The sequence below is a fragment of the Saccharothrix sp. NRRL B-16348 genome (assembly GCF_001280085.1).
GTDB lineage: Bacteria > Actinomycetota > Actinomycetes > Mycobacteriales > Pseudonocardiaceae > Actinosynnema.
The window spans coordinates 13,960-38,934 of record NZ_LGED01000266.1; the positions used below are offsets into that span (position 1 = coordinate 13,960).

The 24,975-nt window shown below is 72.9% G+C and carries 26 protein-coding genes and 1 pseudogene; 11 read left to right on the forward strand and 16 right to left on the reverse strand.

The window, feature by feature from the left end; genetic code table 11:
* Window positions 1-47: 47 nt before the first annotated feature.
* On the forward strand, window positions 48-1,055 hold the full coding sequence (locus ADK67_RS44240) for an alpha/beta fold hydrolase (RefSeq protein WP_053722607.1): 1,008 nt from the start codon (window positions 48-50) through the stop codon (window positions 1,053-1,055).
* 49 nt (window positions 1,056-1,104) lie between these two features.
* Here the strand turns inward: ADK67_RS44240 and ADK67_RS44245 are convergent, their stop codons facing one another.
* Complete coding sequence (locus tag ADK67_RS44245; protein WP_053722608.1) at window positions 1,105-1,536, reverse strand: organic hydroperoxide resistance protein; 432 nt, start codon at window positions 1,534-1,536, stop codon at window positions 1,105-1,107.
* 184 nt (window positions 1,537-1,720) lie between these two features.
* Here ADK67_RS44245 and ADK67_RS44250 point away from each other — a divergent pair, with 184 nt between their 5' ends.
* A complete protein-coding gene (locus ADK67_RS44250; protein WP_053722609.1) occupies window positions 1,721-2,812 on the forward strand; it encodes an aldo/keto reductase in 1,092 nt (363 codons plus the stop codon).
* Here ADK67_RS44250 and ADK67_RS44255 read toward each other — a convergent pair.
* Window positions 2,803-3,390 (reverse strand): TetR/AcrR family transcriptional regulator, encoded by a 588-nt coding sequence (locus tag ADK67_RS44255; RefSeq protein ID WP_053722610.1) that lies wholly within the window; start codon window positions 3,388-3,390, stop codon window positions 2,803-2,805. The two genes, ADK67_RS44250 and ADK67_RS44255, sit on opposite strands and share 10 nt — an antisense overlap.
* Before the next feature lie 59 nt (window positions 3,391-3,449).
* The gene (locus tag ADK67_RS44260) at window positions 3,450-4,322 is read right to left on the reverse strand and encodes a LysR family transcriptional regulator (protein WP_053722611.1); all 873 of its coding nucleotides are present in this window, start codon (window positions 4,320-4,322) and stop codon (window positions 3,450-3,452) included.
* 70 nt (window positions 4,323-4,392) lie between these two features.
* On the opposite strand from ADK67_RS44260, the gene ADK67_RS44265 reads away from it, so the two are divergent.
* The 3 genes from ADK67_RS44265 to ADK67_RS44275 are packed head-to-tail and all read left to right on the forward strand — an operon-like array spanning window position 4,393 to window position 5,701.
* Entirely contained in the window at window positions 4,393-4,989 is a 597-nt protein-coding gene (locus ADK67_RS44265; RefSeq protein ID WP_053722632.1) for a short chain dehydrogenase, read from the forward strand.
* Window positions 4,990-5,044: 55 nt separating this feature from the next.
* Window positions 5,045-5,326, forward strand: a complete 282-nt coding sequence (locus ADK67_RS53170) for a hypothetical protein (RefSeq protein ID WP_053722612.1) — start codon at window positions 5,045-5,047, stop codon at window positions 5,324-5,326.
* Between the two features lie 21 nt (window positions 5,327-5,347).
* Window positions 5,348-5,701 carry an ArsR/SmtB family transcription factor gene (locus tag ADK67_RS44275; RefSeq protein WP_053722613.1) on the forward strand — a complete coding sequence of 118 codons (354 nt, stop codon included), beginning with the start codon at window positions 5,348-5,350 and terminating at the stop codon, window positions 5,699-5,701.
* 68 nt (window positions 5,702-5,769) lie between these two features.
* On the opposite strand, the gene ADK67_RS44280 is transcribed toward ADK67_RS44275, so the two are convergent.
* The 7 genes from ADK67_RS44280 to ADK67_RS44310 form a co-directional block, all read right to left on the reverse strand.
* On the reverse strand, window positions 5,770-6,534 hold the full coding sequence (locus ADK67_RS44280; protein ID WP_053722614.1) for an SDR family NAD(P)-dependent oxidoreductase: 765 nt from the start codon (window positions 6,532-6,534) through the stop codon (window positions 5,770-5,772).
* A gap of 1 nt (window position 6,535) precedes the next feature.
* A complete protein-coding gene (locus ADK67_RS53175; RefSeq protein WP_053722615.1) occupies window positions 6,536-7,888 on the reverse strand; it encodes a mannitol dehydrogenase family protein in 1,353 nt (450 codons plus the stop codon).
* A complete protein-coding gene (locus ADK67_RS44290) occupies window positions 7,885-9,240 on the reverse strand; it encodes an MFS transporter (protein ID WP_053722616.1) in 1,356 nt (451 codons plus the stop codon). The genes ADK67_RS53175 and ADK67_RS44290 overlap by 4 nt, the downstream gene beginning before the upstream one ends.
* Window positions 9,237-10,256, reverse strand: a complete 1,020-nt coding sequence (locus ADK67_RS44295; protein WP_053722617.1) for an Ldh family oxidoreductase — start codon at window positions 10,254-10,256, stop codon at window positions 9,237-9,239. Before ADK67_RS44295 ends, ADK67_RS44290 begins: the two co-directional genes overlap by 4 nt.
* Window positions 10,257-10,349: 93 nt before the next feature.
* Window positions 10,350-11,096, reverse strand: a complete 747-nt coding sequence (locus tag ADK67_RS44300; protein WP_053722618.1) for an IclR family transcriptional regulator — start codon at window positions 11,094-11,096, stop codon at window positions 10,350-10,352.
* A 47-nt stretch (window positions 11,097-11,143) separates the two neighbouring features.
* Entirely contained in the window at window positions 11,144-12,019 is an 876-nt protein-coding gene (locus ADK67_RS44305; RefSeq protein WP_053722619.1) for a GntR family transcriptional regulator, read from the reverse strand.
* A 19-nt stretch (window positions 12,020-12,038) separates the two neighbouring features.
* Window positions 12,039-13,298, reverse strand: a complete 1,260-nt coding sequence (locus ADK67_RS44310) for a carotenoid oxygenase family protein (RefSeq protein WP_053722620.1) — start codon at window positions 13,296-13,298, stop codon at window positions 12,039-12,041.
* Window positions 13,299-13,635: 337 nt separating this feature from the next.
* On the opposite strand from ADK67_RS44310, the gene ADK67_RS54950 reads away from it, so the two are divergent.
* Both ADK67_RS54950 and ADK67_RS44320 read left to right on the forward strand, forming a co-directional pair.
* A complete protein-coding gene (locus ADK67_RS54950) occupies window positions 13,636-14,724 on the forward strand; it encodes a cytochrome P450 (protein WP_053722621.1) in 1,089 nt (362 codons plus the stop codon).
* A gap of 124 nt (window positions 14,725-14,848) precedes the next feature.
* Window positions 14,849-15,811 (forward strand): XRE family transcriptional regulator, encoded by a 963-nt coding sequence (locus ADK67_RS44320; protein WP_053722622.1) that lies wholly within the window; start codon window positions 14,849-14,851, stop codon window positions 15,809-15,811.
* Window positions 15,812-15,827: 16 nt separating this feature from the next.
* Here ADK67_RS44320 and ADK67_RS44325 read toward each other — a convergent pair whose 3' ends face one another.
* Together ADK67_RS44325 and ADK67_RS44330 are read right to left on the reverse strand one after the other, a co-directional pair.
* On the reverse strand, window positions 15,828-16,415 hold the full coding sequence (locus ADK67_RS44325) for a hypothetical protein (protein WP_053722623.1): 588 nt from the start codon (window positions 16,413-16,415) through the stop codon (window positions 15,828-15,830).
* Window positions 16,416-16,527: 112 nt separating this feature from the next.
* Complete coding sequence (locus ADK67_RS44330) at window positions 16,528-17,421, reverse strand: trypsin-like serine peptidase (protein WP_053722624.1); 894 nt, start codon at window positions 17,419-17,421, stop codon at window positions 16,528-16,530.
* Between the two features lie 183 nt (window positions 17,422-17,604).
* Here ADK67_RS44330 and ADK67_RS44335 point away from each other — a divergent pair, with 183 nt between their 5' ends.
* The 3 genes and pseudogenes from ADK67_RS44335 (at window position 17,605) to ADK67_RS54410 (ending at window position 19,894) form a co-directional block, all read left to right on the forward strand.
* The gene (locus tag ADK67_RS44335) at window positions 17,605-18,042 is read left to right on the forward strand and encodes a DUF5946 family protein (protein WP_053722625.1); all 438 of its coding nucleotides are present in this window, start codon (window positions 17,605-17,607) and stop codon (window positions 18,040-18,042) included.
* A gap of 165 nt (window positions 18,043-18,207) precedes the next feature.
* Window positions 18,208-18,864, forward strand: a pseudogene (locus ADK67_RS54405) (serine/threonine-protein kinase); the annotation flags it as partial.
* Between the two features lie 337 nt (window positions 18,865-19,201).
* Complete coding sequence (locus ADK67_RS54410) at window positions 19,202-19,894, forward strand: hypothetical protein (RefSeq protein ID WP_231648668.1); 693 nt, start codon at window positions 19,202-19,204, stop codon at window positions 19,892-19,894.
* Here the strand turns inward: ADK67_RS54410 and ADK67_RS44345 are convergent.
* The 3 genes from ADK67_RS44345 to ADK67_RS44355 all read right to left on the reverse strand — a co-directional run bounded on the left by ADK67_RS44345 (window position 19,878) and on the right by ADK67_RS44355 (window position 23,103).
* On the reverse strand, window positions 19,878-21,176 hold the full coding sequence (locus ADK67_RS44345; protein ID WP_197289918.1) for an RNA polymerase sigma factor: 1,299 nt from the start codon (window positions 21,174-21,176) through the stop codon (window positions 19,878-19,880). The genes ADK67_RS54410 and ADK67_RS44345 overlap by 17 nt on opposite strands.
* Window positions 21,173-21,592, reverse strand: a complete 420-nt coding sequence (locus ADK67_RS44350; protein WP_053722627.1) for a YciI family protein — start codon at window positions 21,590-21,592, stop codon at window positions 21,173-21,175. The genes ADK67_RS44345 and ADK67_RS44350 overlap by 4 nt, the downstream gene beginning before the upstream one ends.
* Window positions 21,593-21,729: 137 nt before the next feature.
* Complete coding sequence (locus ADK67_RS44355; RefSeq protein ID WP_053722628.1) at window positions 21,730-23,103, reverse strand: MFS transporter; 1,374 nt, start codon at window positions 23,101-23,103, stop codon at window positions 21,730-21,732.
* Window positions 23,104-23,196: 93 nt separating this feature from the next.
* Between ADK67_RS44355 and ADK67_RS44360 the strand changes: the two genes are divergently transcribed.
* The gene (locus ADK67_RS44360) at window positions 23,197-23,772 is read left to right on the forward strand and encodes a helix-turn-helix domain-containing protein (protein WP_053722629.1); all 576 of its coding nucleotides are present in this window, start codon (window positions 23,197-23,199) and stop codon (window positions 23,770-23,772) included.
* Window positions 23,773-23,832: 60 nt separating this feature from the next.
* On the opposite strand, the gene ADK67_RS55575 is transcribed toward ADK67_RS44360, so the two are convergent.
* On the reverse strand, window positions 23,833-24,975 hold a 1,143-nt coding region (locus ADK67_RS55575), incomplete at its 5' end, for a polysaccharide deacetylase family protein (RefSeq protein WP_231648669.1).

Here is a 24,975-nt window from a genome sequence, read left to right on the forward strand (position 1 = left end):
CACCTAGCGTCGCTGCCGTTCAAGGGCAGAGGCACAGGGAGCTGGAGATGATCAGCAGGAGAGCGTTCACCCGGGCGGTCGCGGCGGGCGCGGTGGCGACGTCGTTGCCCGCGGTCAGCACACCGACGGCCGCCGCGCAGGGGGCCCGGACCGGCGGCAACACCTCGCTCGGCCGGATCAAGCACGTCCGGGCCGGCGTGCTCGACATCGCCTACGCCGAGTTCGGCCCGCGCACCGGCCAGGCCGTGGTGCTGCTGCACGGCTGGCCGTACGACGCGCACAGCTACGTCGACGTCGCGCCGCTGCTGGCCGCCGAGGGCTACCACGTGCTCGTGCCGTTCCTCCGCGGCTACGGCGAGACGACGTTCCTGTCGCCGCACGCGGTCCGCAACGGCCAGCAGTCGGCGGTGGCGCTCGACGTCATCGCGTTCATGGACGCGCTGCGGATCGACCAGGCGGTGCTCGGCGGGTTCGACTGGGGCGCGCGGACCGTCGCCGTGGTCGCCGCCCTCTGGCCGCGGCGGTGCAAGGCGATCGTCTCGGTGAGCGGTTACCTCGTCACGAACCTGAAGAAGAACCTGGAACCCCTGCCGCCCGCGGCCGAGCGGAACTGGTGGTACCAGTACTACTTCGCCACCGAGCGCGGTGTCGTCGGCTACCGCCGGAACCGGCACGACTTCAACAAGCTGATCTGGCGGGAGGCGTCGCCGCGGTGGGACTTCGACGACGCCACGTACGCCCGCAGCGCGGCGGCCTTCGAGAACCCCGACCACGTCGACATCGTGATCCACAACTACCGCTGGCGGCTGAGCCTGGCGCCCGGTGAGGCCCGGTACGACCGCTACGAGCGGCAACTCGCCACCGCGCCGGCCATCGCCGTGCCCGCGATCACGATCGGCAGCGACTTCGACGGCGCGGCGGCGGACGGCGCGTCCTACCGCGACAAGTTCACCGGCCGGTACGACCACCGGGTCTTCGAGGGCATCGGGCACAACGTCCCGCAGGAGGCGCCGCAGCCGTTCACCCAGGCGGTCATCGACGCCGACCGCCTCTGACCGCAGGCGCACGCGCCCGACGTCGGGCGCGTGCGTCCACTGCGGACGGTCAGACGGCGGCGGCGGTGAGGGTGACCTCGATGTTGCCGCGGGTCGCCTTCGAGTACGGGCACACGTGGTGCGCGCCGTCGACCAGCGCCTCGGCGGTCGCCTGGTCGACGCCCGACGCCGTCAGGCGGAGCACCGCGCTGAGCTTGAACTCGCTCGCGACGGTGTCGTGGTGCAGGGTGATCTCCGCGACGACGGCGAGGTCCGTCGGGCGGACCTTCTTCTCCGCCGCGACCCGGCGGACCGCGCCGACGAAGCAGGACGCCCAGCCGGCGGCGAACAACTGCTCGGGGTTCGTCGCCCCGCCTGCCCCGCCGAACTCCTTCGGCACGGCGAGGGCGACGTCGAGCACGCCGTCGTCGGAGGTCGCACGGCCCCCGTTGCGGCCTTCCGCGGTGGAGGTGGCGACTGCGGTGTACGTGACTTCGGACATCGGTTTCCTCTGCGTTCTGGGGAGATTCGCGCGTCGGGCACCGCGGCGCTCGGACTTCGCCGCGGTGCCCGGACCGACACTAGGAACGCGGTGAGGTCCCCGGCGACCGTCGGACGACGTCATGCGTGTACGTCATCGATTTCTGTACTTGCGGGTCCATTTTTGGCGCTGCATCGTGGGCCGCATGACACTCGACGACTACTTCCTGCTGGGCCGCTCCGGCCTTCGCGTCAGCCGGCTCGCGCTGGGCACGATGAACTTCGGCACCGGCGGTTTCCACGCCGCGTACGGCAAGACCGAGGACGAGGCGCGGCCGATCTTCCGGCGTTACCTGGAGGCGGGCGGCAACTTCATCGACACCGCGGACTTCTACACCGGGGGCGAGAGCGAGACGATCCTCGGCAACCTCGTCGCCGAGGCGGGCGTGCGCGACCGGGTGGTGCTCACCACCAAGTTCACCAACAGCGTCGACCCCGGCGACCCGAACGCCGGCGGCAACGGCCGCAAGCACATGATCCGCGCGCTGGAGGCGTCCCTGCGACGCCTGGGCACCGACTACGTCGACCTGTTCCTGCTGCACACGTGGGACCGCGTCACGCCGGTCGAAGAGGTGCTGCGCACGTTCGACGACCTCGCCAGGGCGGGCAAGATCCGGCACGCGGGCCTGTCCGACGTGCCCGCCTGGTACGCCGCACGGGCGCAGACCCTGGCCGAGGCGCAGTCGCTCACGCCCATGATCAGCCTGCAGCTGCCCTACTCCCTCATCGACCGGACCGTCGAGGTGGAACACGTCCCGGTGGGACAGGAGCTGGGCCTGGGCGTCACGGCGTGGAGCCCGCTCGGCGGCGGCTTCCTCACCGGCAAGTACCGCCACTCCGACGCCGGCCTGACCGGCGCGGGCAGGCTCGCCGGCGGGGAGTCCTCGTGGACCGATCGGCAGTGGGCGCTGCTCAAGGTGGTGGAGACCGTGGCGGACGAGCTGGGCGTGACGATGGCCCAGGTCGCGCTCAACTGGGTCGCGACCCAGCCGGGGATCGGCGCGGCCATCGTCGGCGCGAGCAGCGCGGACCAACTCGGCGCTTCGGTGGCGGCGCTGGACTTCGAGCTGCCCGCGGAACTGCGCGCCGAGCTGGACCGGGCCAGTGCCGTGCCGCCCGCGTCGGTCTACCGGATGTTCACCCCGGACTACCAGGAGTGGCTGGTCAGCCCGGACGTCAAGGTCGGTGGCAAGCCGGCCGGCTACCACCCCGTCGTGCGCAACTGGGTTCAGCGGTAGTCGCGCAGGTGGTCGAGGCAGAGGTCCAGGGCGGCTTCCAGGTGTTCGGCGGAGCCGGTCGACATGAGGATCGTCACGCCGCCCTGGATCGCCGCGATCACGGCCCCCGCCGTGCGTCGCGGGTCGACGCGGCGGCTGACCCGGCCGCTGTCCTGCATCTGCTCGATGCCGACCTGGACCTCGTGCTGCCACTGGGCGAGCAACTGCCGGGTGACCGCCTGCGCGGCCGGCGTGTGCCTGCCGACCTCGGTGATCAGCACGCCCAACGGGCAGTGCACGCCCTGCCGGCGGTAGCGGTCGACCACCACGTCACGCCACCGCCGCCACGCCGCCCACGACGTGAGCTGCCCGAGGTGCGGCTGCTGGTCCTCGATCACCCGGTCGGCCTCCCACTGGGCCACCGCCAGCAGCAACTGCTCCTTGCCGTCGGGGAAGTAGTGGAACAGCTGGCTCTTGCCGGTGCCGCTGCGCTGCCCGACGTCCTCCAGGGTGACCGCGTTGATGCCGCGCTCGCGGATCTCCGCGGCCATCGCCTCGACGATCCGCTGCCGGGTCGCGGCGCCCTTCTTGGTGAGCACGGGTCCTCCGGAATGTACTGGTCGGTCCAGTATGGCCGCCGCGTCGAGGCCCGTGCGGGTCAGCCCTCGGTGCGGGACGCTTCCCGGAGCAGCACGCGCGCGTGCTCGCGGAATGCCTCGGTGGCGTGATGGGTCGCGTGCCGGGGCCAGACCACCCGCACCGCCACGGGTTCGGCGTCGGTGATCGGCACGTAGCGCACGCCGGGGTGCGGGTGGCTGTGCGCGGTGGCCTCGGTGGTGACCCCGACGGCGTCACCGGTGGTGATCGCGGTGAGCCACTCGTCGGCGTTGGCGACGTCGAGCGCGTCGGGGCGGTGGTCGGCGGGCCACAGCTCGACGCTGGTGCTGGTGGCGGTGGCGCAGATCGCGATGGGTCGCTCGGTGAGGTCGCCCAGCCGGACCGCGAGGGCTCGCGCGAACGGGTGATCTTCGGACACGGCGGCCACGCGTGGTTCGAGGTAGAGGTCCGCGGACGCCAGCTCGCGGTCGGGTGTCGCCGGCGAGCGCACGAACGCCACGTCGATCTCGCCCCGCCGCAGCGCGCCCTCGGGGTCGTCCGGCCGCATCACCCGCAGTTCCTCGTCGGGCCGGGCACGCCGCCAACCACGCAGCAACGGCACCGTGTGCCTGCCGAGCGCGGCCCAGGCGAACCCGACGCGCAGCGGACGCGGCCCGGCCTTCACCTCGGCCAGCGCGTCATCCACCTGGGTGAGGATGCGGTTGGCGTGCGCCAGCAGCCGCTCGCCCGCCTCGGTCAGGGCCAGGCTGCGGGTGGTGCGCTCGACCAGCCGGGCGCCGAGCCTGCTCTCCAGCTGCTCCAACGTGCGGGACAGCGCGGGCTGGCTGACGTGCAGGACGGTCGCGGCACCGGTGATCGTGCCCTCGTTGCCGATCGCCGCGAACGCCCGCAGGTGCCGCAACTCCACATTCATAACCGCAGAGCATAAGTGCTGCGCAATCGGCATTTCACGGACGGTGTGGATCGGCTCTAGCGTGGTCGCCATGAAGATTGTTCTCATCGGTGCCGGCGGCACGCTCGGCACGGCGGTCCACACCACGCTCACCGGACGCGGCCACGAGGTCGTCACGGTCGGGCGTTCCAGCGGCGACCTGCGCCACGACTTCACCGACCCGGCGCAGATCACCGAGCTGTACGAGCGGGTCGGCCGGGTCGACGCGGTCGTGAGCGCGGCGGGCGACGTGCCGTGGAAGCCGGTCACCGAGATGACCGCGCAGGACTATCTGGACGCGTTCCGGGGGAAGGTGCTGAGCCAGCTCGAACTCGTCCGGCAGGGCGTCGGCCGGATCGCGGAACGGGGGTCGTTCACGCTGATCACCGGCGTGCTGGCGCGCGAGCCCGTGCCGACCGGCAGCGCGGCGTCCATGGCGAACGGCGCGGTGGAGGCGTTCGTGCGGGCGGCGGCGATCGAGATCGCGCCGCAGCGCGTCAACGCCGTCAGCCCGACCGTGTTCACCGAGAGCCTCGACGCCTACGGCGACTTCTTCCCCGGCATGGAGGCCGTCGACCTGGCCAAGGTCGCCCGGGCCTACGTGCGGTCGGTCGAAGGCGCGCAGACGGGTCAGGTCTACGCCCTGTAGACGAGTCCGGCGCGGCCCCGCGTGCGATCATATGTCCGAGATGACCGATCGTAGGATGCCTGAGGACGAGGCGGGAACCGCGCGTGCCGCGGCGGCGGAGGGTGAGTCGGTGCTCACGAAGAGCCCGAACCTCGGTGACGTCCGGGTGCGCGTGGAGAAGGTCCGGCCGCAGACGTACGTGGCCTACCGGTGGACGAGCGCGTTCCCCGGCGGGAAGACGCGCCTGCGTGTCGTGGAGAGCGGGTTCGCGGGGCTGAGCGGGCCCCGGCAGGTGCCCGACGCCGGCGGCTGGACCTCCGTGTTCGACGTGGTCGAGAAGCGCGTCGAAGAGGCATGACGGAATGCGGGCACGGGAAGCGTGACAGACCAACGTCGTGATGTCACCAACGAGGTCGACAGCGTGCTCGCCGCGTTGGTCGACCCGACGCGGCGCGCGCTGCTCGACCTGCTCGCCGCGCACGGGGAGACCACCGCGACGAAGCTCGCCGAGCAGCTGCCCGTCTCACGGCAGGCGGTCGTCAAGCACCTCGCCGTCCTGGACGCCGCCGGGCTCGTGTCCGGCGGCCGGGTCGGGCGCGAGGTCCGCTACTCCGTGCGACCCGCGGGGCTGGACGTGACCGCGCGGTGGATGGCCTCGCTGGCCGCCGACTGGGACCGGCGGCTGGCGACCATCAAGCGCCTCGCCGAGGCGGCCGAGCGCGAGGCCCGTTAGCGCTGGTCAGGGCTGCTCCAGCCGTCGTCTCGGGCGCGTCGGTGGCGGGTGTGCCGGCGTTAGTCGCGCTAGTACACGACGTGCTTGCCGCCGTCGACGACGACCGCCTCGCCGGTGACCAGGTCCATCGCCAGGAGTCCCAGCACGGCCTGCGCCACGTGTGCGGGGTCCGCGGTGCGGTGCAGCGGCACGGTCCGCCGTTCGGCTTCCGCGCGTTCGGCGAACCCCGCCTCGCCGTGCAGCGACGTCTGCCAGCGGGTGGTCACGGTGCCCGGTGCGACGGCGTTGACCCGCACGTCCGGCGCGAGGGCCACGGCGAGGTTGCGGGTCAGCTGCAGCAGCGCCGCCTTGCTCACGCCGTACGCGATGGACGACCCGCCCGCCCGGTAGCCGGAGATGGACGCGACGTTGACCACCGCGCCACGGGCCGCGCGCAGGTCGTCGGCGAACGCGCGCGTGACGCGGAGCGGGCCGACCACGTTGACGTCGAGCACGTGGTGGACCACGTCGTCGGTGAGGGCGTCGAGGTCCGCGTGCGGCACGGCGCGCGTCGTGCCCGCGTTGTTGACCAGCACGTCGACCCGGCCGAACCGGGCGCGCACCCTGTCGGCGGCCGAGCGCACCTGGCCGTCGTCGGCCACGTCGACGCGTTCGGCCACCGCCTCGCACCCGGCCGCGGTCAGCTCGGCCACGGCGGACTCGGCGTCGGCGGTGGACCGCGAATAGGTCACCACGACGGCCCGGCAGCCCGATCGGGCCAGCGCCAGCGCGGTGGCCCGGCCGATCCCGGTGCCGCCGCCGGTCACCACGGCGACGGTGTCGCGCAGGTCCACGTCAGCTCCTCCCGATCCCGCGCAGGGTGGCGGCCACCCCGTCCCGGTCGATCCGGCGCACCGCGTCGGCCAGCAGCTCGCGGAACACGCGCGACTCGCGCAGCGGCAGCGGCAGGGTGAGCACCGGGAAGTCCTGCTGGTGCAGGAAACCGGCGACGGCCAGGCAGATCAGGCGCGGCTCGCCGCCCGCGACCAGCAGGTCGACCGCCGGGTCGAGCAGGCGCTGGGGCAGCTTGCGCAGCGCGTCGGCGGCGATCTGGTCCAGCCGGTGGATGATCCGCGGGTTGGCCAGCCGGGTCAGCAACGCCTCGACCTCCCGCTCGTCCGGGCACCGGCCGAACCGGCGCAGCGACGGTCCGGTCTCGCCGCGCAGCAGGCGTTCGGCGAAGCGCGCGAACTCGGGGCGGGCCAGGGCGTCGGCGGTGCTCGTGCAGCCGGCCAGCAGGCCGAGGTGGGCCAGCGCCGTGTGCGTGCCGTTGACCAGCCGCAGCTTCGCGGCCTGGTGCGGCGCGATGTCGGCCACCACCTCGGCGCCGACGCGGTCCCAGGCCGGACGCCCGGCGGCGAAGTCGTCCTCCACCACCCACCGGCGGTGCGGTTCGCCGACCACCGCGGCGCGGTCCTCCAGGCCGAGGACGTCGGCCACGCGGGCGAAGTCGGCGTCCGTGGTCGCGGGCACGATCTGGTCCACCACGCTGGACGGGAACCGCACGTGCTCATCGACCCACTCGGCGAGGTCGTCCTCGCCGCGGTGGGCGCAGAACTCGCGCACCAGGCGCGCGACCAGCGGGCCGTTGTCGGGCAGGTTGTCGCACGAGACGACGGTCAGCCCGGGGTGCCCGCGGTCGCGGCGGCGGCGCAGGCCGGCGACCACCTGCCCGACCGGGGTGCGCGGCGGCCCGCCCGCGAGGTCGGCCGCCACGTCCGGGTCGTCGGCGCGCAACCGCCCGGTGACCGGGTCGTGCCGGTAGCCGGCCTCGGTGACGGTCAGCGTGACCACCCGGGTGTCCGGTTCGGACAGCACGGTCGCCAGCCGCTCCGGCTGCTGCGCCGCCAGCAGCACCTCGCGCACGCTCCCGACCACGCGCAGCCGGTCGTCCGCGGCGCTCCGCTCGGTGACCGTGAACAGGTGGTCCTGCTCGACCAGCGCGTCGACCAGCCGCCCGTTGCGCTGCGCCACGGCGCAGATGCCCCACGGCCCGGGCTCGACCCGCATCGCCTCCTGGGTCAGCACCGCCTGGTGCGCCCGGTGGAACGCGCCGAGTCCGATGTGGACGATGCCGACCGGCGCGCTCGGCAGGTCGGCCGCCAGCCACCCGGGCAGCCGGGCCGCCGACAGGCGGGGCCGGGTCACCTCGGCGCCACCCCCGCGGTGTCGGCGGCGGTGATGTCGACGTCCTTGCCCTCCGCGGACAGCAGGAACGCCACGAACGACACAACCGCCGTGCCGATCATCCACAGCGCCACCGGCCAGCCCTTCCCGCCCGCCTGCGCCACGAGCGCGGCGGCCACCAGCGGCGAGAAACCGGCCAGCGCCGCGCCGATCTCGCGGGACGCGGCGAACCCGGTGTAGCGGACGCGCGCGCCGAACAGCTCGGCGTAGAACGCGGGCTGCACCGCGATCATCGGCGCCAGGCCGAACGCCGTCGCCACCACCAGCGCCACCCAGATCAGCACCGGCTCGCGCGTGTCGAGCAGCAGGAAGAACGGGAACGCGAACGCCGCCGTGAACACCACGCTGAACAGGTTGAGCGGTCGCCGCCCGATCCGGTCGGACAACGCGCCGTACACGGGTTGCAGCACGATCACGACCACGCCGAACGCCACCACCCCGGTCAGCCCGACCCAGCGCGGCAGCGCCAGCGACTTGGTGATGTAGGCGAGGCTGTAGGTGGCGTAGATGTAGACGATCGCGGTGTCGCAGATGTGCGCGCCGATGCCGATCAGGAAGTTGCGCGGGTACCGGCGCAGCGCGTCGAACACGGGCAGCTTCACCGTGGTCCGCTGCCGGGCCATGCGCTGGAACACCGGCGACTCGGCGACCCGCAGCCGCACGTACAGCGCGACCGCGATCAGCGCGAAGCTGAACAGGAAGGGGATGCGCCACGCCCAGTCCAGCACGGTCTGCCGGGGCAGCGTCTCGACCAGCAGGAACACCAGCGTCCCCGACAGCAGGCCGAGCTGGACCCCGGTCTGCGCGAACGACGTGAAGAACCCGCGCCTGCGCGCCGGCGCGTGCTCGGCCAGCAGCGTGGACGCCCCGCCGAACTCCGCGCCCGCGCCGAGGCCCTGGCACATCCGCAGCACGGTCAGCAGGATCGGCGCGGCGACGCCGATGGTGTCGTAGGTCGGCAGCAGGCCGATCAACCCGGTGGAGACGCCCATGACCAGGGTGGTGATCACCAGGGTCGAGCGGCGGCCGATCCGGTCGCCGAGGTGGCCGAACACGAACCCGCCCAGCGGCCGGACCGCGAAGCCCACGCCGAAGGTGGCGAACCCCACGATCACGCCCGTCGCCGGGTCCTCGGTGACGAAGAACAGCTCGTTGAACACCAGCGTCACGGCGAAGCCGTAGATGAAGAAGTCGTACCACTCCAACGCGGTGCCCACGACGGACGCGCCGACGACGCGGCGCAGCTGCCCGCCGCCGGACGGTTCTTCGCGCACCGCGTCCTCGGCCGCGGTGCGGTCGGCGGCTCCGGTCATGTCGTTGCCTCCTTTGCCTTGAGCAGGCCGTGCAGTTCGCGCCAGGTCTCCTCGGTCATCGGGATGCCGTCGCGCGACCGGGCGCGGCGGGTGCGGGCCTCCGGCTCGCCCGGCACCAGCACCTCGCCGCTGCCCTTGGCGGGCGGGGTGCCGGCCAGCTCGCGGCAGAACAGCTCCGCCTGCTCGCGGAACCGCTCGACCGGGGTGAGCGAGCCGATGTCGACGGCCACCAGCACGGTGCCGAACCCGCCGCGGTAGCCGGGGAGGCTGCCGATGCCCATGCCGGTGAGCAGGCCGCCGACCACCTCGATCAGCACGCTCAGGCCGTAGCCCTTGTGCCCGCCGAACGGCAGCAGCGCACCGCCCGCGTAGAAGTCGCCGGGGTCGGTGGTGGGTCGGCCGTCCGCGTCCAGCACCAGCCCCTCGGGCACGCGTTCGCCGCGGTCGCGGGCCACCGCCAGCTTGCCCTCGGCCACGCCGGACGTGGCCCAGTCGACCACGATCGGCGGACGGTCCGCCGCACGGGGCGCGGCCCAGGCGAGCGGGTTGGTGCCCAGCCGCCGTTCCCGGCCGCCGTAGGGCGCGACCGTGGGGTCGGCGTTGCCGAACGCGAGCGCGACCAGGTCGTGCTCGGCCAGGAAGCCGACGTACTCGCCCAGCCTGCCGACGTGGTTGCAGTCCTGGATCACCGCGACGCCGCTGCCGTGCGTGCGGGTCAGGGCGCGCAGCTCGCGGGTCGCCACACCGGCGGCGACCCGGCCGAGCGCGCGGTTGCCGCGCACCACGACCGTGCCGGGTCGCGGGTGGTCGACGCCGGGGCGGGCGCGCGGGTCGATCCGGCCGTCGCGGATGCGCGCGACGTAGTCGACGAGCCGGCGCACGCCGTGCGAGTCGTGGCCGGTCAGGTTCGACTCCACCAGCGAGCCCGCGACCGCCTTCGCGTCCACCAGGTTCGTCCCGGCGTCGAGCAGGATGCGGACCGCGAGCTTCACGAGTTCGCTCGAGGTGACCTTCATGCGTTCCGCCTGACGGAACGTGGTTCCATCGCCATGGCACCACCGTGACATGGCCGGACCCGCCTTGTGAAGCGGGTCACAGGGTGATTCGGTTCAGTCGGCGCCCAACGCGCGCGACACCTCGGCGGCGGCGCGCACGACGAGCTGCGGCAGGTCGCGCGGCGCGTCCGCGAGGTCGACCAGCGACGCCGCCGACAGGCCGCCGACCACCTCGCCGGTGTGGTTGAGCACGGCCGCGCCGACCGCCCGCACGCCCGCCTCGTTCTCCTCGTGGTCCTCGGCGTAACCGCGTTCGCGGACCGCGGCCAGCTCGGTGAGCAGGGCACGCACGTCGGTGATGGTGCGCTCGGTGCGGGCGGGCAGGCCCGTGCGCCGGGCCAGGGCCCGGACCTCGTCGTCAGGCAGGGCGGCCAGGATCGCCTTGCCGATGGACGTGCAGTGCAGGCGCAGGCTCATGCCCACGCGGGAGGCCAGGTGGTAGGGCCGCGCGCCCTCCACCTTCGCCACGTACACCGCCTCGTCGCCGGACAGCAGCGCGAAGTGGACCGTCCACCCGGTCCGCTCCTGCAGGTCGCGCAGCGTCGGCCGGACGTGCTCGGCGACGTCCAGGCGTTGGAGGAACCGGCCGGCGAGGCTGAGGATGCGCGGGCCGCCGAGGTAGCCGCCCCGCCCGTCGGCCCGCGCGAAACCGCGTCGGACGAGGGTCTGCAGGATCCGGTGCACGGTCGGCTTGGGCAGGCCGGAGGCGTCGGCGATGTCGGCGATGCGCGAGTGGTCGGCGAGCGCTTCCAGGACGCTCAGCGTCTTCTCGGCCGCGGACAGCGGTGCGTCGCCACTCATGGGCTCAATGTAGGCCAGGTTCGATCACCGCGACCGGTTCCGGCGCCTCAGCGGTGGATCTTGCGGGGCGTGACGACCGTGGTCAGGCCGTCGAGGAGGCGTTCGAGGCCGAACGCGAACAGCGACTCCAGGTCCAGTGCCGCGCCCGGTTGGGCGACCTGGGCGATCAGCGGACCGTCGACGGCGAGGCGGGCCGCGCCCCACTGCCTGCTGGTCATCCCCGTGTCCAGTTCGGCGCGGGCCTCGCTCTCGATGTTCACCGCCGTCCCGCGCACGTAGTTGACCACCGTGGCGTAGACGTGCAGGCGGGTGCCCGGGTCGAGGTCGAGGCCGTCGAGGGCGCGCGACGTCCACCGCCCGTACGCCAGCAGACCGGGCAGCGTGGCCGGCCGGGTGATCGACACCAGCGGCGGCAGCCAGGGGTGGCGCAGGTAGGTCGCCCACTGGAGCCGGGCGGCCACCCGCAGGTGGGCGCGCCATCCCGGCGGTGGTTGCGGGTAGTCGATCCCGGCGAACGCGGCGTCGGCGATCAGCTGGGTGAGGTCGGTGTCGAGGTGCCGCTGCAGGGTCATGGTGGCGACGCCGAGCCTGGCCGCGACCGCCCGGAGGGACAGCGCGGCCAGGCCGTCGGCGTCGGCGATGCCCAGGGCCACCCGGACGACGTGGTCGCGATCGAGCCCGCCCGCCGACCGCGACGGCAGCCTGCGACGGGCGACCACGGCGCCGACGCGGGACGTCGACTCGATCGCGCCCGCCTGCTTGAGCGCGGCCAGCGCCTTGGTGGCCGTGGCCATGGCGACGCCCCACTCGCGCATGATCGTCCTGGTGGTGGGCACGGGGTCGCCGGGCCGCAGCTCACCGTCGGCGATGCGGCGTTCGACATCGGCGACGATCCGGAGGTATGGCGGCTGCGGGTCGGTCACGGCGTCATGGTGCCAGGGCTCAGCGGTCGGGCAGCCAGTTGCCGTGCAGGCCGAGCGGCACCCGGACGGGGAGGTGCACGCGGGCGACGGGTTCGCCGGTGAAGTCCTGGGCGGAGAGGATCACCAGGTCGCTCGCGTCCCGCACCGGGTTGTGGACGTAGGTGAGCAGGTACCCGTCGTCCTCGCCCTGGCCGGTGGCGGCGAACACGGCCTCGCCGACCGCCTCGTGCCTGCCGAAGCCGTGCACCTCGGACGTGCCGCGGTCGAGGTCGTGCTTGACCAGGGCGTTGGTGAAGGCGTCGTCGGACGGCGTGCCCTCGGGCGTGAACGGGATGCCGTACAGGGCGGTGGCGGCGGAGTAGCCGTACCGGTGCGGGCGGGTGGCGCGGGAGTCGTTGACGCGCGGGAAGTCCTGCGGCCGGTCGTCGAGGCGGCGCTGGTCGACCCGGTCCGGGGTGATCGTCCAGCGGTCCAGCGCGGGCCGGACCGCGCCGGGGTCGGCCGGGTCGAACGGGCCCTCGGCCGTGACGACGTCGACCACGACCGCGTCACCGTCGTCGTAGGCGTTGAGTGTGTGGCTGACGTGGACCGGGTCGAGGTCCAGCCAGCGCACGTCGCCGCCGGTCCGCCGCATCACGCCGACCCTGGTCGGGTGCTCCGGGAGCCAGCGGCACTCGAACCCGTCGAAGCCGATCGGCGTGTCCCAGAGGACCACGTGGTTCTCGGTGAGCGCGAAGTCGTGCAGGAACGGCGTCCGCGTCAGCGGGACGGTGGTGGCCCGGACGACGCTCCCGCCGGCGTCGACCACGATGTGCTGGACGAACTCGTGGCCCGGCATGTACGACAGCGAGTGCAGCTCACCGGTGCGCGGGTCGTGCTTCGAGTGCGCGCCCGCCGTGAAGCCCTCCGCGGTCGCGCCGAGGGCGCACACGCCGACCGTGTTCAGCTCCGCGTCCAGCTCGGCGGGCGGCAGGCCGCCCTCGGCCAGGGCGAACGTCCGCCGGGCGTGCTCGATCACGTGCACCATGGGCGCGAACCCCGGTGCGCGCACGAAGCGGTTGCGGTACCACTCGGCCCGGCCGTCCCGCAGCCGCACGCCGTGCACCATGCCCTGGCCCATGCCCCACAGGTGCACGGCGGGGTCTTCGACGCCCAGCGGGTTGGGTCCGTTGCGCAGGTAGCGGCCGTCGAGCTCGGCCGGGATCCGCCCGGTGACGGGGAGGTCGTGCGCGGTGATTTCCTCGGTGACCGGGGCGAAAGGCCCCTCCAGGTACTTCATGCGAGAACCGTAGGTTCGGGATCGGCCCGACCTGGTGCGGCGACGGCCAGTGCCCCGCTGTGCACTAGTGCAACCGAAGCGGCTGTACGGGCTTGTTCGCACGTGTTCGGAACACGGCTCGACGCGTTCCGAACAGTCCGGCGGCGCGCCGGTTGTTGACGGGACGCCGACGCCGCGGGTTGCCTGGAGCGGGGAGCCGATCGAGCCCGATCGGTGGTGGGTGACGGGAGGACACCGCGTGAAGCGCTTGATGAGGCCGTTGATGCGCCGGTTGGGGATGGAACGGGGAGTGCGCCGCCTGGCGTGGGCGCCGGTCGGCTACAGCTACTACTGACGGATGTCGTTCGGCCCGATCCGCCGGATGAACTGGCGGGGGATGCTGAAGCTGCACCGGCGGTGCGTGCGGAAGCCCGTCTTCCGCACGCTCGCTGGCAGCGTGGTGGTCTGCGAGCCCGGGTTGGCCAGGCAGGTGCTGGTCGACGCGGACCGGCGGTTGGAGCACGTGCCCGCGTTCTGGCGGCCGGGCGGTGTCCCGCTGCCACCGCCGGTGTGCGCCGCGCTGAACCGGTGGGTGCACGCCGGCCTGGCGGCCGAGGATCCCGACGCGATGGCCGCGGTCGCCGTGGACGCGGTGGCGGCGTCGCGCGGCGACCTCCACCGGGCCTGCCTGCACGCGGTGGCCGAGGCGACCCGGCGGCCGTTGGGGCTCGACCGGGACGGCGCCCTGCGCGGGACCGTCACCGAGTTCCTGGACGACGTGTTCCACGCGATGATGACCGGTTCGCGCCGGTTCCCGGACAAGGACACGTTCCTGCGCCTGGCCGCGCGGGCCGGTGCGGCGTTGGCGGACGGTGCGGCGCCGGACTTCCCGGAGGTGGAGGCGGACGTCCGGGGCGAGGTGTACCTGCGTGCGGTGACCGCGTTCGTCGGCGCGTCCGCGGCGGCGCTCACCTGGTTGATCTGCGTGCGGCAGTCCGGTGACCTGGTCGCGGCACGACGGCGGGCCGGCGCTGTGGAGGAGGCGTCACCCGAGCACGTCGCACTCGAAACGCTCCGGCTGTGGCCGCCCGCGTGGCAGCACCGCCGTCCGGTGCTCCACGACCACCGGATCGGGCCGCTGGAGGCGTTGCGCGGTGACGAGGTCGTCGTCCCCGCGTACGCGTTGCAGCGGCATCCCCGGTACTGGGCGGACGCGGACGTGTTCGACCCGGGCCGGTGGGCCGGTTCACCGAGCCGCCACCAGGCTTTCCTGCCGTTCTCGATCGGGCCCGGCGCGTGCGTGGGCGCGAGCTTCGAGGTCCGGTGGCTGGCCGCGGCCGCGCGGCACCTGGCCGCCGCCCCGCCGCTCGCCCTGACCCGGCGGAGCACCGCGCCCTGCGTCACCGCCGTGTTCTCCGCGCCCGAGCACACCCTGGGCGGGAGGTGAGCGCTCGCTCCGGAGCAGCGTTTCGGAACAGCGCCCAGGCCGTTCCGATCACAGCCGAACAGCGTAGAACCGGTCCCTGGTTCGGCGGTCCCCATGATCACCGGTCGTGGCCCAGGATGGGATCATGGGCGAGGGTGGGGGCGACTCGGCTGCGGCGCCGCAACCGGGACGAGCCGGCACGTCCGCGGAGTTCGTCGCGGCGCTGCGGGCGTTGCGGACGTGGTCCGGCCTGACCTACCGGCAGCTCGAGGGCAAGGCGACCGCGAACAAGGACGTGCTCCCCGCCAGCACGATCGCGACCACGTTGGGCCGCGCTGGCCTGCCCCGGGAACGGTTCGTCGACGCCTTCACCCGCGCGTGCGGCCTCGGTGAGGACGACGTCCGCCAGTGGCTGGAGGCGCGTCGGCGGCTCGCGCTGGACGAGTCCGCGCCGAACCAGGCCGAGCCGGATCCGGGCCGTGACGACCAGGAGCAGGCGGGACCGCCCCGTTGGCGACGGGTGGTGGGTCTGGTCGTCGCCGCGGCGTTCGGCGCGCTCGCCGCCTTGGGCGTCGCGGCCCTCATCGACCCGGTGGAGCCACCGCCGTCCGCGCTGCCGGTGACCGGCCTGCCCCTCCGGGCGGTGGGCAGTTGGGCGCGCGTGCACCCCGCCCGGACGCCGGACCTGTGCGTGACCGAGGGCGTCGACCGGACCGGCCGGTACGGGACCGCGGTCGCCGCCCAACGTCCGTGCGCCGGCGCGACCCTGCCGCGCGTGTTCCTCGAACCGGTGGGCGCGGACGTCGTGCAGATCCAGTGGCACCACCCGGAGCACGGCGTCGGGTGCCTGACCGTGCTCCTCGACGGACCCGGCCGCGACCTCGTCGAACCGCGTGAGGACTGTGCCGAGGACGATCCGGCCCAGCGGTTCAGGATCGAGCAGTTCGGCCCGCCGGCCGCGGGGCACTTCCGCATCCGTCCGGCCGTCACGGACCAGTGCCTCAGCCTGCGCGACCAGGACACCGACGACGGCGCGGAAGTGGTCCAGGGCCGCTGTTCCACGGCGGCCGACCAGGAGTTCCTGATCGAGCTGGTCCCACCGTCCTGAACGGTCGTCGGGCGGCCTACCGGGACTGGAGGGCGTCGACGGCGACGGCCTGCGCGATCACCGCGCGGCGGTCGATGTGGGGGTCGGCGATCTGGATCAGGTAGTGGTCGCGGACCCACGTCTTCTTGTCCACGCTGAACACCGGCTGACCGTCGCGGGCGAAGTCGAAGTGGTAGCGGAACGGGAACGGCACGTTGTTGACCAGCGGCAGGAAGCCCCAGATGCGGCGCAGGATGGCGATGCCCTGGTTGCGCTCGCGGCCCGTGGCGGTCGGCGCGTTCGCCAGGTCGAGGTGCCAGGTGGAGTTGGTCAGGGACTTGCCGAAGTCCTTGCGGAACAGGCCGATGGGCTGACCGGCGCCGTCGAGCACGTCGTAGCCGCTGCCGAGGTCGATGACCTTGCGCGCGCGGAAGCCCGCGAGCACCTGGTTCTTGGTGGCGTCGGTGTAGACGGTCACCTGCTCCTTGAACGCCAGCCGCTTCTGCTCGACGAACGCCACGAGCGGACCGGGCTCGCCGCCGTTGTCGGCGAAGATCTCGTAGCGGTTCACCATCAAGGTGACCTTCTGGTGCATGTGCAGCACGTTCATGGCCTGCGAGAGCATGGTCGTCCCCCTGGACTCCGGTGGGCCCGAAGTTTGTCACCCGTCCGGATGAAGATCACCACAGGGGCCGGGTGACGGGCCGGGCACGGGGCCCGACCCGCCGACCACGCGGTCAGGCGGCCTGCGCCTTGGCGTAGAGGTTCTGGGCGTCGGCGCCGAAGTACGGGCCGAACATCCAGTTCGGGAACAGGTTGATCTTGTAGCTATTCACCGAGTTGACCGTGCCGGTGCCGGTCGCCTCGGAGAACGCGCGGAACCAGGGGCCGCCGCTGGCGCCGCCGGTCATGTTGCACGTCATGCCGATGCCGTCGCTGAGGAAGGCGTTGAACGTCCGCCCGCTGCAGTAGACGAGCTTCGTGCCGTCGTAGGGCGCCGCGGCCGGGTAGCCGAAGGCGTAGGTGTTGTCGGCGCGCGGCAGGTTGAACGCGATGCCCTGCGCGCCGACGACGTCGGTGAGGGACCGGCCGTTCAGCTGCCCCACGACGATGGCGCCGATGTCGTAGTTGATGTCCTCGCTCGCGTCCCACTGCGGGGTGGCGAACGTGGCACGCGCGTTCCACGTGCCGTACGGGGCGTTCCCGTTGTCGTAGGCGGGGACGAAGGCGACGTTGGTGTGGTAGGCGCCGTCGAGCTTCACGCAGTGCCCGGCCGTGACGACCGTGCTCTTGTTGGCGCTGGTGACGGCGTTGCCGCTGCACGAGGCGTTGCGGCCCTGGTAGGTGAAGAACACCCGGCCCGCGGTCCGCACGACGGCGCCGCCGCCGGACCACGCGCTGCCGCCGTTGGGGAAGGCCAGTGGTGCGATGGTGGTGGGTTCGCCGGTCGGCACGGTGGAGCGCAGTGCCGACGGCGCCGCGGTGCGGATGTCGAGCGGAACGGCGGCGCGCATCCGTTCCGGTGTCCAGTAGGAGCCGGGCGCGGCGGCCGAGTGCGCCGCCGGGACGGTGATCACCGACAGGGCCAGCGCGCTCGCCAGCGTGACCAGTCGTGTCACAACACGGTTCATGATCTTCCACCTTTCGTGGGTCGATCAATCGCAGGGACCGTGCTTCGAAAGTTACTCAGCGCAACGCCCGCTGGTTTCCGGCGAACGGGTGGTGTTCACCGGACGCGGGCCGCGCTTGACGTTCCAGCGGGTGGAGTCCGTAGGTTGGCGGCGCTGCCGACCGTCGTTCCGCGAGGTGGGACCATGACACGCTGCCCCGAGTGCGGCGCGCCCGCGCGACCGCTCTCGTGCGAGGAGCTGTTCCACGTCGTGCTGGCGCTCGACCACTCCCGACGCCCGCCGTGGGGACCGTTGCACGGCGTCACGGTGTCGTGCTTCCTGCTCCAACACCCGAGCCGCCTGCCGGCGCACGACCGCGCCCGCCCGTGGGCGACGCTGCACGCCTACCTCGACGGTGGTCTCGACGCGGCGACCCGGTTCACCGAAGGGATGCGCCGCGCCAACTCGCACCGCGGCGCCGGGCTCGCGGAAATCGTGGCGGGCGCGCCGCTCGGCCCGCCGCCGACGGCCTTCACCGTGACCATCGGCGACGTCGCCGAGGACGGCACGTTCCCCGCCGCCGGGTTCCCGGAGCGCGTCGAGGCCTGGGCCGCGGCCACCGTGGCGGCTTGGCGTTCGTGATCAGGACAGCGTCCGACGACCCGCGGCGGCGGCTCCGATCACGCTCGTGGAACCCTTCGGCGTCGATCCGCGTCGGTCCTGCAGTGGTGGCGTGGCGGAGCCGGGGGAGTCATGGCGGAGGAGTTCGGGCCTTATCGGGTCGGCGAGCTGTTGGGGCGCGGTGGCATGGGCGACGTGCACCGGGCCTACGACACGGCGCACGACCGCGTGGTGGCGTTGAAACGGCTCTCCGCCGTGCACAACGACGACGAGGAGTTCCGCGCCCGGTTCCGGCGGGAGTCGCGGATCGCGGCACGGCTGCGCGAGCCGCACGTCATCCCGATCCACTCCTACGGCGAGATCGACGGCCGGCTCTACCTGGACATGCGGCTGGTGGAGGGGCGTGACCTGGCGGCGGTCATCGCGGACGGTCCGCTCGACCCGGCGCGGGCCGTGCGGCTCGTCGCCCAGGTCGCCGGCGCGCTCGACGCCGCGCACGCGGACGGCCTGGTGCACCGGGACGTCAAGCCGTCGAACGTCCTCGTCACGCCGGACGACTTCGTGTACCTGGTGGACTTCGGCATCGCCCGCAGCGTCCTGCCCGCCGGCACGCACCTGACCGCGTCCGGCGCGGTGATCGGCACCCTGGACTACCTGGCGCCCGAGCGGTTCGGGGACGGACAGGTGGACGGCCGCGCGGACGTCTACGCCCTGGCCTGCGTGCTGTACGCGTGCGTCACCGGCAACCGGCCGTTCGAGGCGGACAGCGCCGCCGCCCTGCTCTGGGCCCACCTGCAACAGCCGGCACCGGCCGCGTCGACGACCAACCCGGCCGTGCCGCGGGCGTTGGACGACGTGATCGGGCGCGGCATGGCCAAGGACCCGGCCCACCGCTTCCCGACCGCCGGCGCCCTGGCGACCGCGGCGGCCGAAGCCCTCGCCGTCCCGCCGCCGGCACCGCCCGCCCCGGTCCGGCCGGCCCCACCACCCGCCCCTGCCCAGAACACGCCTCCGCCACCCGCCGCTGCCCGGCGCACCCGCCCACGCCACGCCCGCGCGACCCGCCCCAGGCCCGTTCACCCCCGCTCAAGGCACGCCTACGCCCGTCCCGGGATCACCCTCCGCGCCACACCTGGCGACACCCCTGACGGGTCCGGCCCAGCGGACGCCCGGCCGCAAGGTGCCGGTCGCGCCGATCGTCGCCGGCGCGGTGGCGTTGGTGCTGGTCGCGGTCGTGCTGGTCTGGGCGGTGGACTGGCTGGGCGATCGCCGGCTCGCGAAGTCCACCACGACGGCGACGACAACTGCGACGACCACGACGGCCAAGACCTCCGCGTCGACGTCCAAGACGACCGCATCGACGACGTCCACGACGACCACCACCGTCGACCCGCAGGCGACCGTCCTGCTGGAACGGCTGCCCTCCGTCTACCGGGGCAACCCGAGCTGCGCGCCGACCCTGTCGAGCGGGGGAGTGGCCGCGACCGTCACGTGCACCAAGGCGAACTCGGAGCACTTCCGCTTCCCACCACCGGACCAGGCCGTGTTCCACCTGTTCGCCGATCGCGCCGCGCAGGACGCCCACTTCAAGGCACTGGTCGACGCCAACGGGATCCCCCGCGACGACAGCCAGGGCGGCTGCCGTCCCCTTACCCAGCCGGCGCACTACTCCCTGTACTACCGGTCCGAGAACGGGCCCGCACCCGGCGAGTACGTGACCTGCTTCGTGGCCGACGGCGCCGGCCGGCTGTGGTGGGTCGACACCCGGACCTCGATCACGGGCGAGCTGCGGTCGTCGACGGCGCTCGACCCGGACCGCCTCGACCAGCTCGGCTATTGGTGGAACACGATGATCCTCACCCAGATGCGCTGAGGTCGCCGAGCTTGCGCACCAGCACCGCCCGTTCGCGTTCGTTGCCGCACAACCGCACCGCGTGCTCGAACTCGACCCGCGCCTCGTCCGCACGTCCCAGGCGGGCGAGCAGCTCACCGCGCACGCTCGGCAGCAGGTGCGAGTGCGCGAACGCGTCGGAGCCCGCCAGCCCGTCCACGATCGGCAGCGCCTCGGCCGGTCCCCTGGCCATCGACACCGCCACCGCCCGGTTGAGGTCGACCACCGGTGACGGCGCGAGCCGGCCGAGCGCCTCGTACAGCAGCACGATCCGCTCCCAGTTCGTCTCCTCCACCGAGGGCGCGACGGCGTGGCACTCGGCGATGGCCGCCTGCAGGCCGTAGGCGCCCAAGCCGCGGCCGACCTGCTCGGCACGGGCCAGCGCGGCACGTCCACGCCGGATCGCGGCACGGTCCCAGCGGCGGCGGTCCTGGTGCTCCAGCAGCACGGGCTCGCCGTCCGGCCCGGTGCGGGCGGGGAAGCGCGCCGCGGTCAGCTCCAGCAACGCGAGCAGGCCGTACACCTCGGGCTGGTCGGGCACGAGCCGGCTCAGCACGCGGGCGAGCCGCTGCGCCTCGCCCGCGAGGTCGAACCGGATCAGGTCGTCGCCGGAGCTGGCCGTCGAACCCTCGGTGAAGATCACGTAGATCACGTTGAGCACCGAGTTGAGCCGCTTGGTCCGCTCCTCGGCGGTCGGCACCTCGAACGGCACACCGGCCGCGCCGAGGGCCTTCTTCGCCCTGGTGATCCTGGCCTGCGCGGTCGCGGTGGGCACCAGGCACGCCTTGGCGATCTCGTCGCTGGTCAGACCGCCGACCACGCGCAGCGTCAACGCGACCCGAGCCTCCCGCGACAGCACGGGGTGGCACGAGATGAACATCAGCGCCAGCACGTCGTCGTCGATCTGGTCCGGGTCCCACGGCACGTCGTCGGCGTCGACGGGCCCGCCGCCCGAGGTGGCGCCGCCCTCGCCCAGGTCGTGCGCGAGGGCGGCGTACTTCTCGTCCAGCGCGGAACGCCGGCGGAACGCGTCGATCGCGCGCCGCCTCCCGACGGTGAGCAACCACCCCGCCGGGTTGTGGGGCACGCCGTCGCGGGGCCACGTCACGAGCGCCTCGGCCAGCGCCTCCTGGGCGAGGTCCTCGGCCAGCGCGAAATCGCCGGTGTAGCGCGCGAGCGCGCCGACGATCCGCGCCGACTCGATCCGCCAGACGGCGGCGACGGCGCCACGACCCGTCGGGTCGCCCGCCGTCGACCCGCTCAGAGCTGACCGGTGGCTTCCCGCCACGCCCGCTCCTTCTGGATCCACTCGTTGTCCTGCGGGAACTCGTCGATCGAGGAGACCCGGCGGATCTCCGTCTTGAAGCCCGCGCCGCTGATCGGCGACCGCTTCGCCCACTCGACGGCCTCTTCCTTCGACGCCACGTTGAGGATGTAGAAGCCGTTGAACAGCTCCTTGGTCTCGCCGTACGGGCCGTCGGTGACGACGGGCGGCTCGGACGAGTAGTCGACCACCACGCCCTCCTCGGCCTCGGCGAGCCCTTCCGCGGCGACCAGCACGCCCGCCCGGATCAGCTCGTCGTTGAACTTGCCCATCGTCTCCAACATCTCGTTGAAGTCGATGTCGCCCATCTGGGCGTAGGCCTCGTCGGTGGCGCGCATGATCAGCATGTACTTCATGGTTCTGTCTCCCTGGCCGTTGTCCGGGCCCTCTCTCGGACCCTGTCACCCCAAGGTCGAACGGGCCGTGCCGCGGATCGACACACCCGCCGAACTTTTTTCCGAGAGAGCGCGGGCAGCTTACTTCGAGAGCCGATTCACCTGCTCGTGCGACGCGCCCAGGTGGCGAAGAGGACCAGCGCGACCAGTGGGAACGTGACCGCGACCAGCAGCGCCGCGGTCATCCCGCCCGCGTTGCCCGCACCGGACACAGTGGTCAGCACGGCCAGCCCGAACGCGCCGCCCAACTGCTGCATGCCCTGGTTGAGGCCGGAGGCCGCGCCGACGTGCCCGGCGGGCGCCTGGTGCAGGATCACGGCGGTGAGCGGCGCGATGGTCAGCCCCGCGCCCAGCCCGAGCACCACGAACGGCCCGAGCAGACCGTCCGCGAACGTGCTCGTCGTGTCCAACCGGGCCATCCACACCAGACCGAGCGTCAGACCGACCATCCCGGACGCACCGGTCAGGCGTTCCCCGAACCGGGCCACCAGGCGCGGGGTCAGGACGTTGGCGAGGACCAGGGCCACGGTGAACGGCAGGATCGCCACCCCCGTCTGCCAGGGCGTGAAGCCGAGGACGTCCTGGGTGAACAAGGTGGCGAAGTAGAGGAAGCCGAACTGGCCCGCCGGGATCAGCAGCATCGCCAGGAACGGCGCGGCGGAGCGCATGGTGGTGAAGAAGGCCAACGGCACGACCGGGCTCGGGTGCCGGCGCTCGATCGCCACCAGCGCGACCAGCGCCACGCCGGCGAGGGCGAACGAGCCCAGGGCCCGACCGTCCCACCAGCCGGCCGAGGCCGCCGTGATCAGGCCGTAGACCAGCGCGGACATGCCGACGGTCGAGGCCAGCGCGCCGCCGACGTCGAGGCGGGCGGGTGACCGGTCGGTTTCCGGCACCGTCAGCCGCACGCCGACGATGACCAGGAGTCCGACCGGGACGTTCACGAACATCACCGCCTGCCAGCCGAACGCGGTGGTGAGCACGCCGCCGAGGACGAGCCCGAGCGCGGCGCCGGCGCCGATGGCGATCACGAACAGGGACATGGCCCGTGATCGCTGGGGACCGGGCGTGGTGACGGACATGAGCAGCACGAGCGTGCTCGGCGCGGCCAGGGCCGCACCAACGCCCTGCAGCACGCGGGCGGCGACGAGCATCGCCGGGGTGGCCGCGAACCCGCCGAGCACCGAGGCGACGACGAAGACCGACGCGCCGACCAGCAGCGCCCGGCGCGGGCCGATGATGGCGCCGACCTTGCCGCTGAGCAGCACCAGACCGCCGAAGACCAGGGCGTAGGCGGTGATCACCCAGGTGAGCCCGGCGGCGGAGAAGCCGAGGGCGGCCTTGATCTCCGGCAACGCCACGTTCACCACGCTGGCGTCGATCACCAGCATCAATTGCATCAGGCACAGCAGCAACACCCGTGCGTGCGGTGACGCGGTCGTGCTCTTCCGGGCCAGCACGTCGATACCCATCGGTGGTCCTCACTGCCGACGACAACTGGTTCGACCATGGGCCGCGGGTCGCCGGAGTGGCAAAGGATCTTGCCGATTTGGCAAGCTGTGGGGATGGACGACGACTTGGACCGGGTGCTGACCGCCGTGGGGCCGCGGCTGCGGGCGCTGCGCCGCGCCCGCGGCGTCACGCTGGCCGAGCTGGCCGAGGCCACCGGCATCTCGGAGAGCACCCTGTCACGGCTGGAGAGCGGCCGACGGCGGCCGAACCTGGAGCTGCTGCTGCCGCTGGCCCGGGCGCACGGCGTGCCGCTCGACGAGCTGGTCGGGGCGCCGGCCACCGGCGATCCGCGCATCCACATCCGCCCGGTCCGCCGCCACGGCATGACGTTCATGGCGCTCAGCCGCCGTCCGGGCGGCACGCAGGCGTTCAAGGTGATCATCCCCGGGGCGCTGCACGACGCCGTGCCCGAGCCGAAGACGCACGACGGGCACGAGTGGCTCTACGTCCTCAACGGACGGCTGCGACTCGTGCTGGGGGAGCAGGACATCGTCCTCAAGTCCGGTGAGGCGGCCGAGTTCGACACCCGCGTCCCGCACTGGCTCGGCACCGCCGACCCCGCGCCCGTCGAAGTGCTGATCCTGTTCGGCCCGCAGGGCGAACGCGCCCACGTGAAGGCTCGGACCTGAAGCACGGGAAAGCACACCGGTGTGCCCCTCACGTCGCTGTGAGGGGCACACCGGCGTGCGTCACGGGGTCCGGCAGGTGACGGTCGGCGCGGCCCACTGGCCGTTCGCCATCACGGTGAAGCCGAACGTGGTGCTCGCGCCCGCGGCGAGGTTGCCGTTGCCGCTGGGCTTCATGGTCATCACGTTGCCGCTGGAGTCCCAGCTGGGCGTGCCGCTCCACGTCGCCGAGACCTTCTGCGGCGAGGTGACGGTGACGGTGGCCGTCCAGCTGGTGATGGCCGAGGAACCGGCCCGGATCGTCACCTCGCCGTTGAAGCGGTCGGACCACTGCTGGCTCGTGCGGTAGGTCGCGGTGCAGGAGCCGCCGCCCGGCTGGGGCGTCGTGGTGGTGGTCGTCGGGTCGGTGGTGCCGGGGGTGTCCGTCGGCGCGACGGCCCGACCGGTCGACGGCGAGATCATGCCCGCGCACAGGCCGCGGCTCGCCAGGTTCGCGGCGATCTGCGGCACGGCGTTGATCGTCGTCTGGTAGCCGTCGTGCATCAGGATGACGCCGCCGTTCTGCAGCGTGGACGCGGCCTGCACGATCTGGGCGGTGCTCGCGCCGTTCCAGTCCTGCGAGTCGACGTTCCACAGCACCTCGGTCAGGCCGTACTGCGCCTCGACCGACTTGAGCGTGGCGTTGGTCTCGCCGTACGGCGGGCGGAACAGCTTGGGCGCGACACCCGTCGCCGACTGGATCGCCTGCTGGGTCTGGGAGATCTCCGACTGCATCTGGGCCTGGCTCAGCTGCGTCATGTGCGGGTGCGACCAGCTGTGGTTCTCCACCCACATGCCGGCCTCGCGCTGGCTGCGGGTTAGGGCCTGGTTCGACGTGACCTTGTTGCCCTGGTTGAAGAACGTGGCCCGCAGCCCCGCCGACCGCAGCGCGTTGAGCAGCGTGGTCGTGGTGCCCGCGATCGGGCCGTCGTCGTAGGTCAGGGCGACGTAACCGTTGGCGCAGCTCGTGTTGTTCGGCGGCGTCGTCGTGGTCGTCGTCGGGCCTGTGGTGCCGGCGGCGTTGAGGGCGTTGAGGGTGGAGGTGTAGGCGGCTTTCTTGTTGCCGTTGCCGTCGAAGAGGAGGGGGGTGCCGGAGGCGCGCCAGGAGTCGGTGTCGCGGATGCCCCAGACGGTGATGCCGGTGCAGCGGGTGACGGCGAGGCAGGC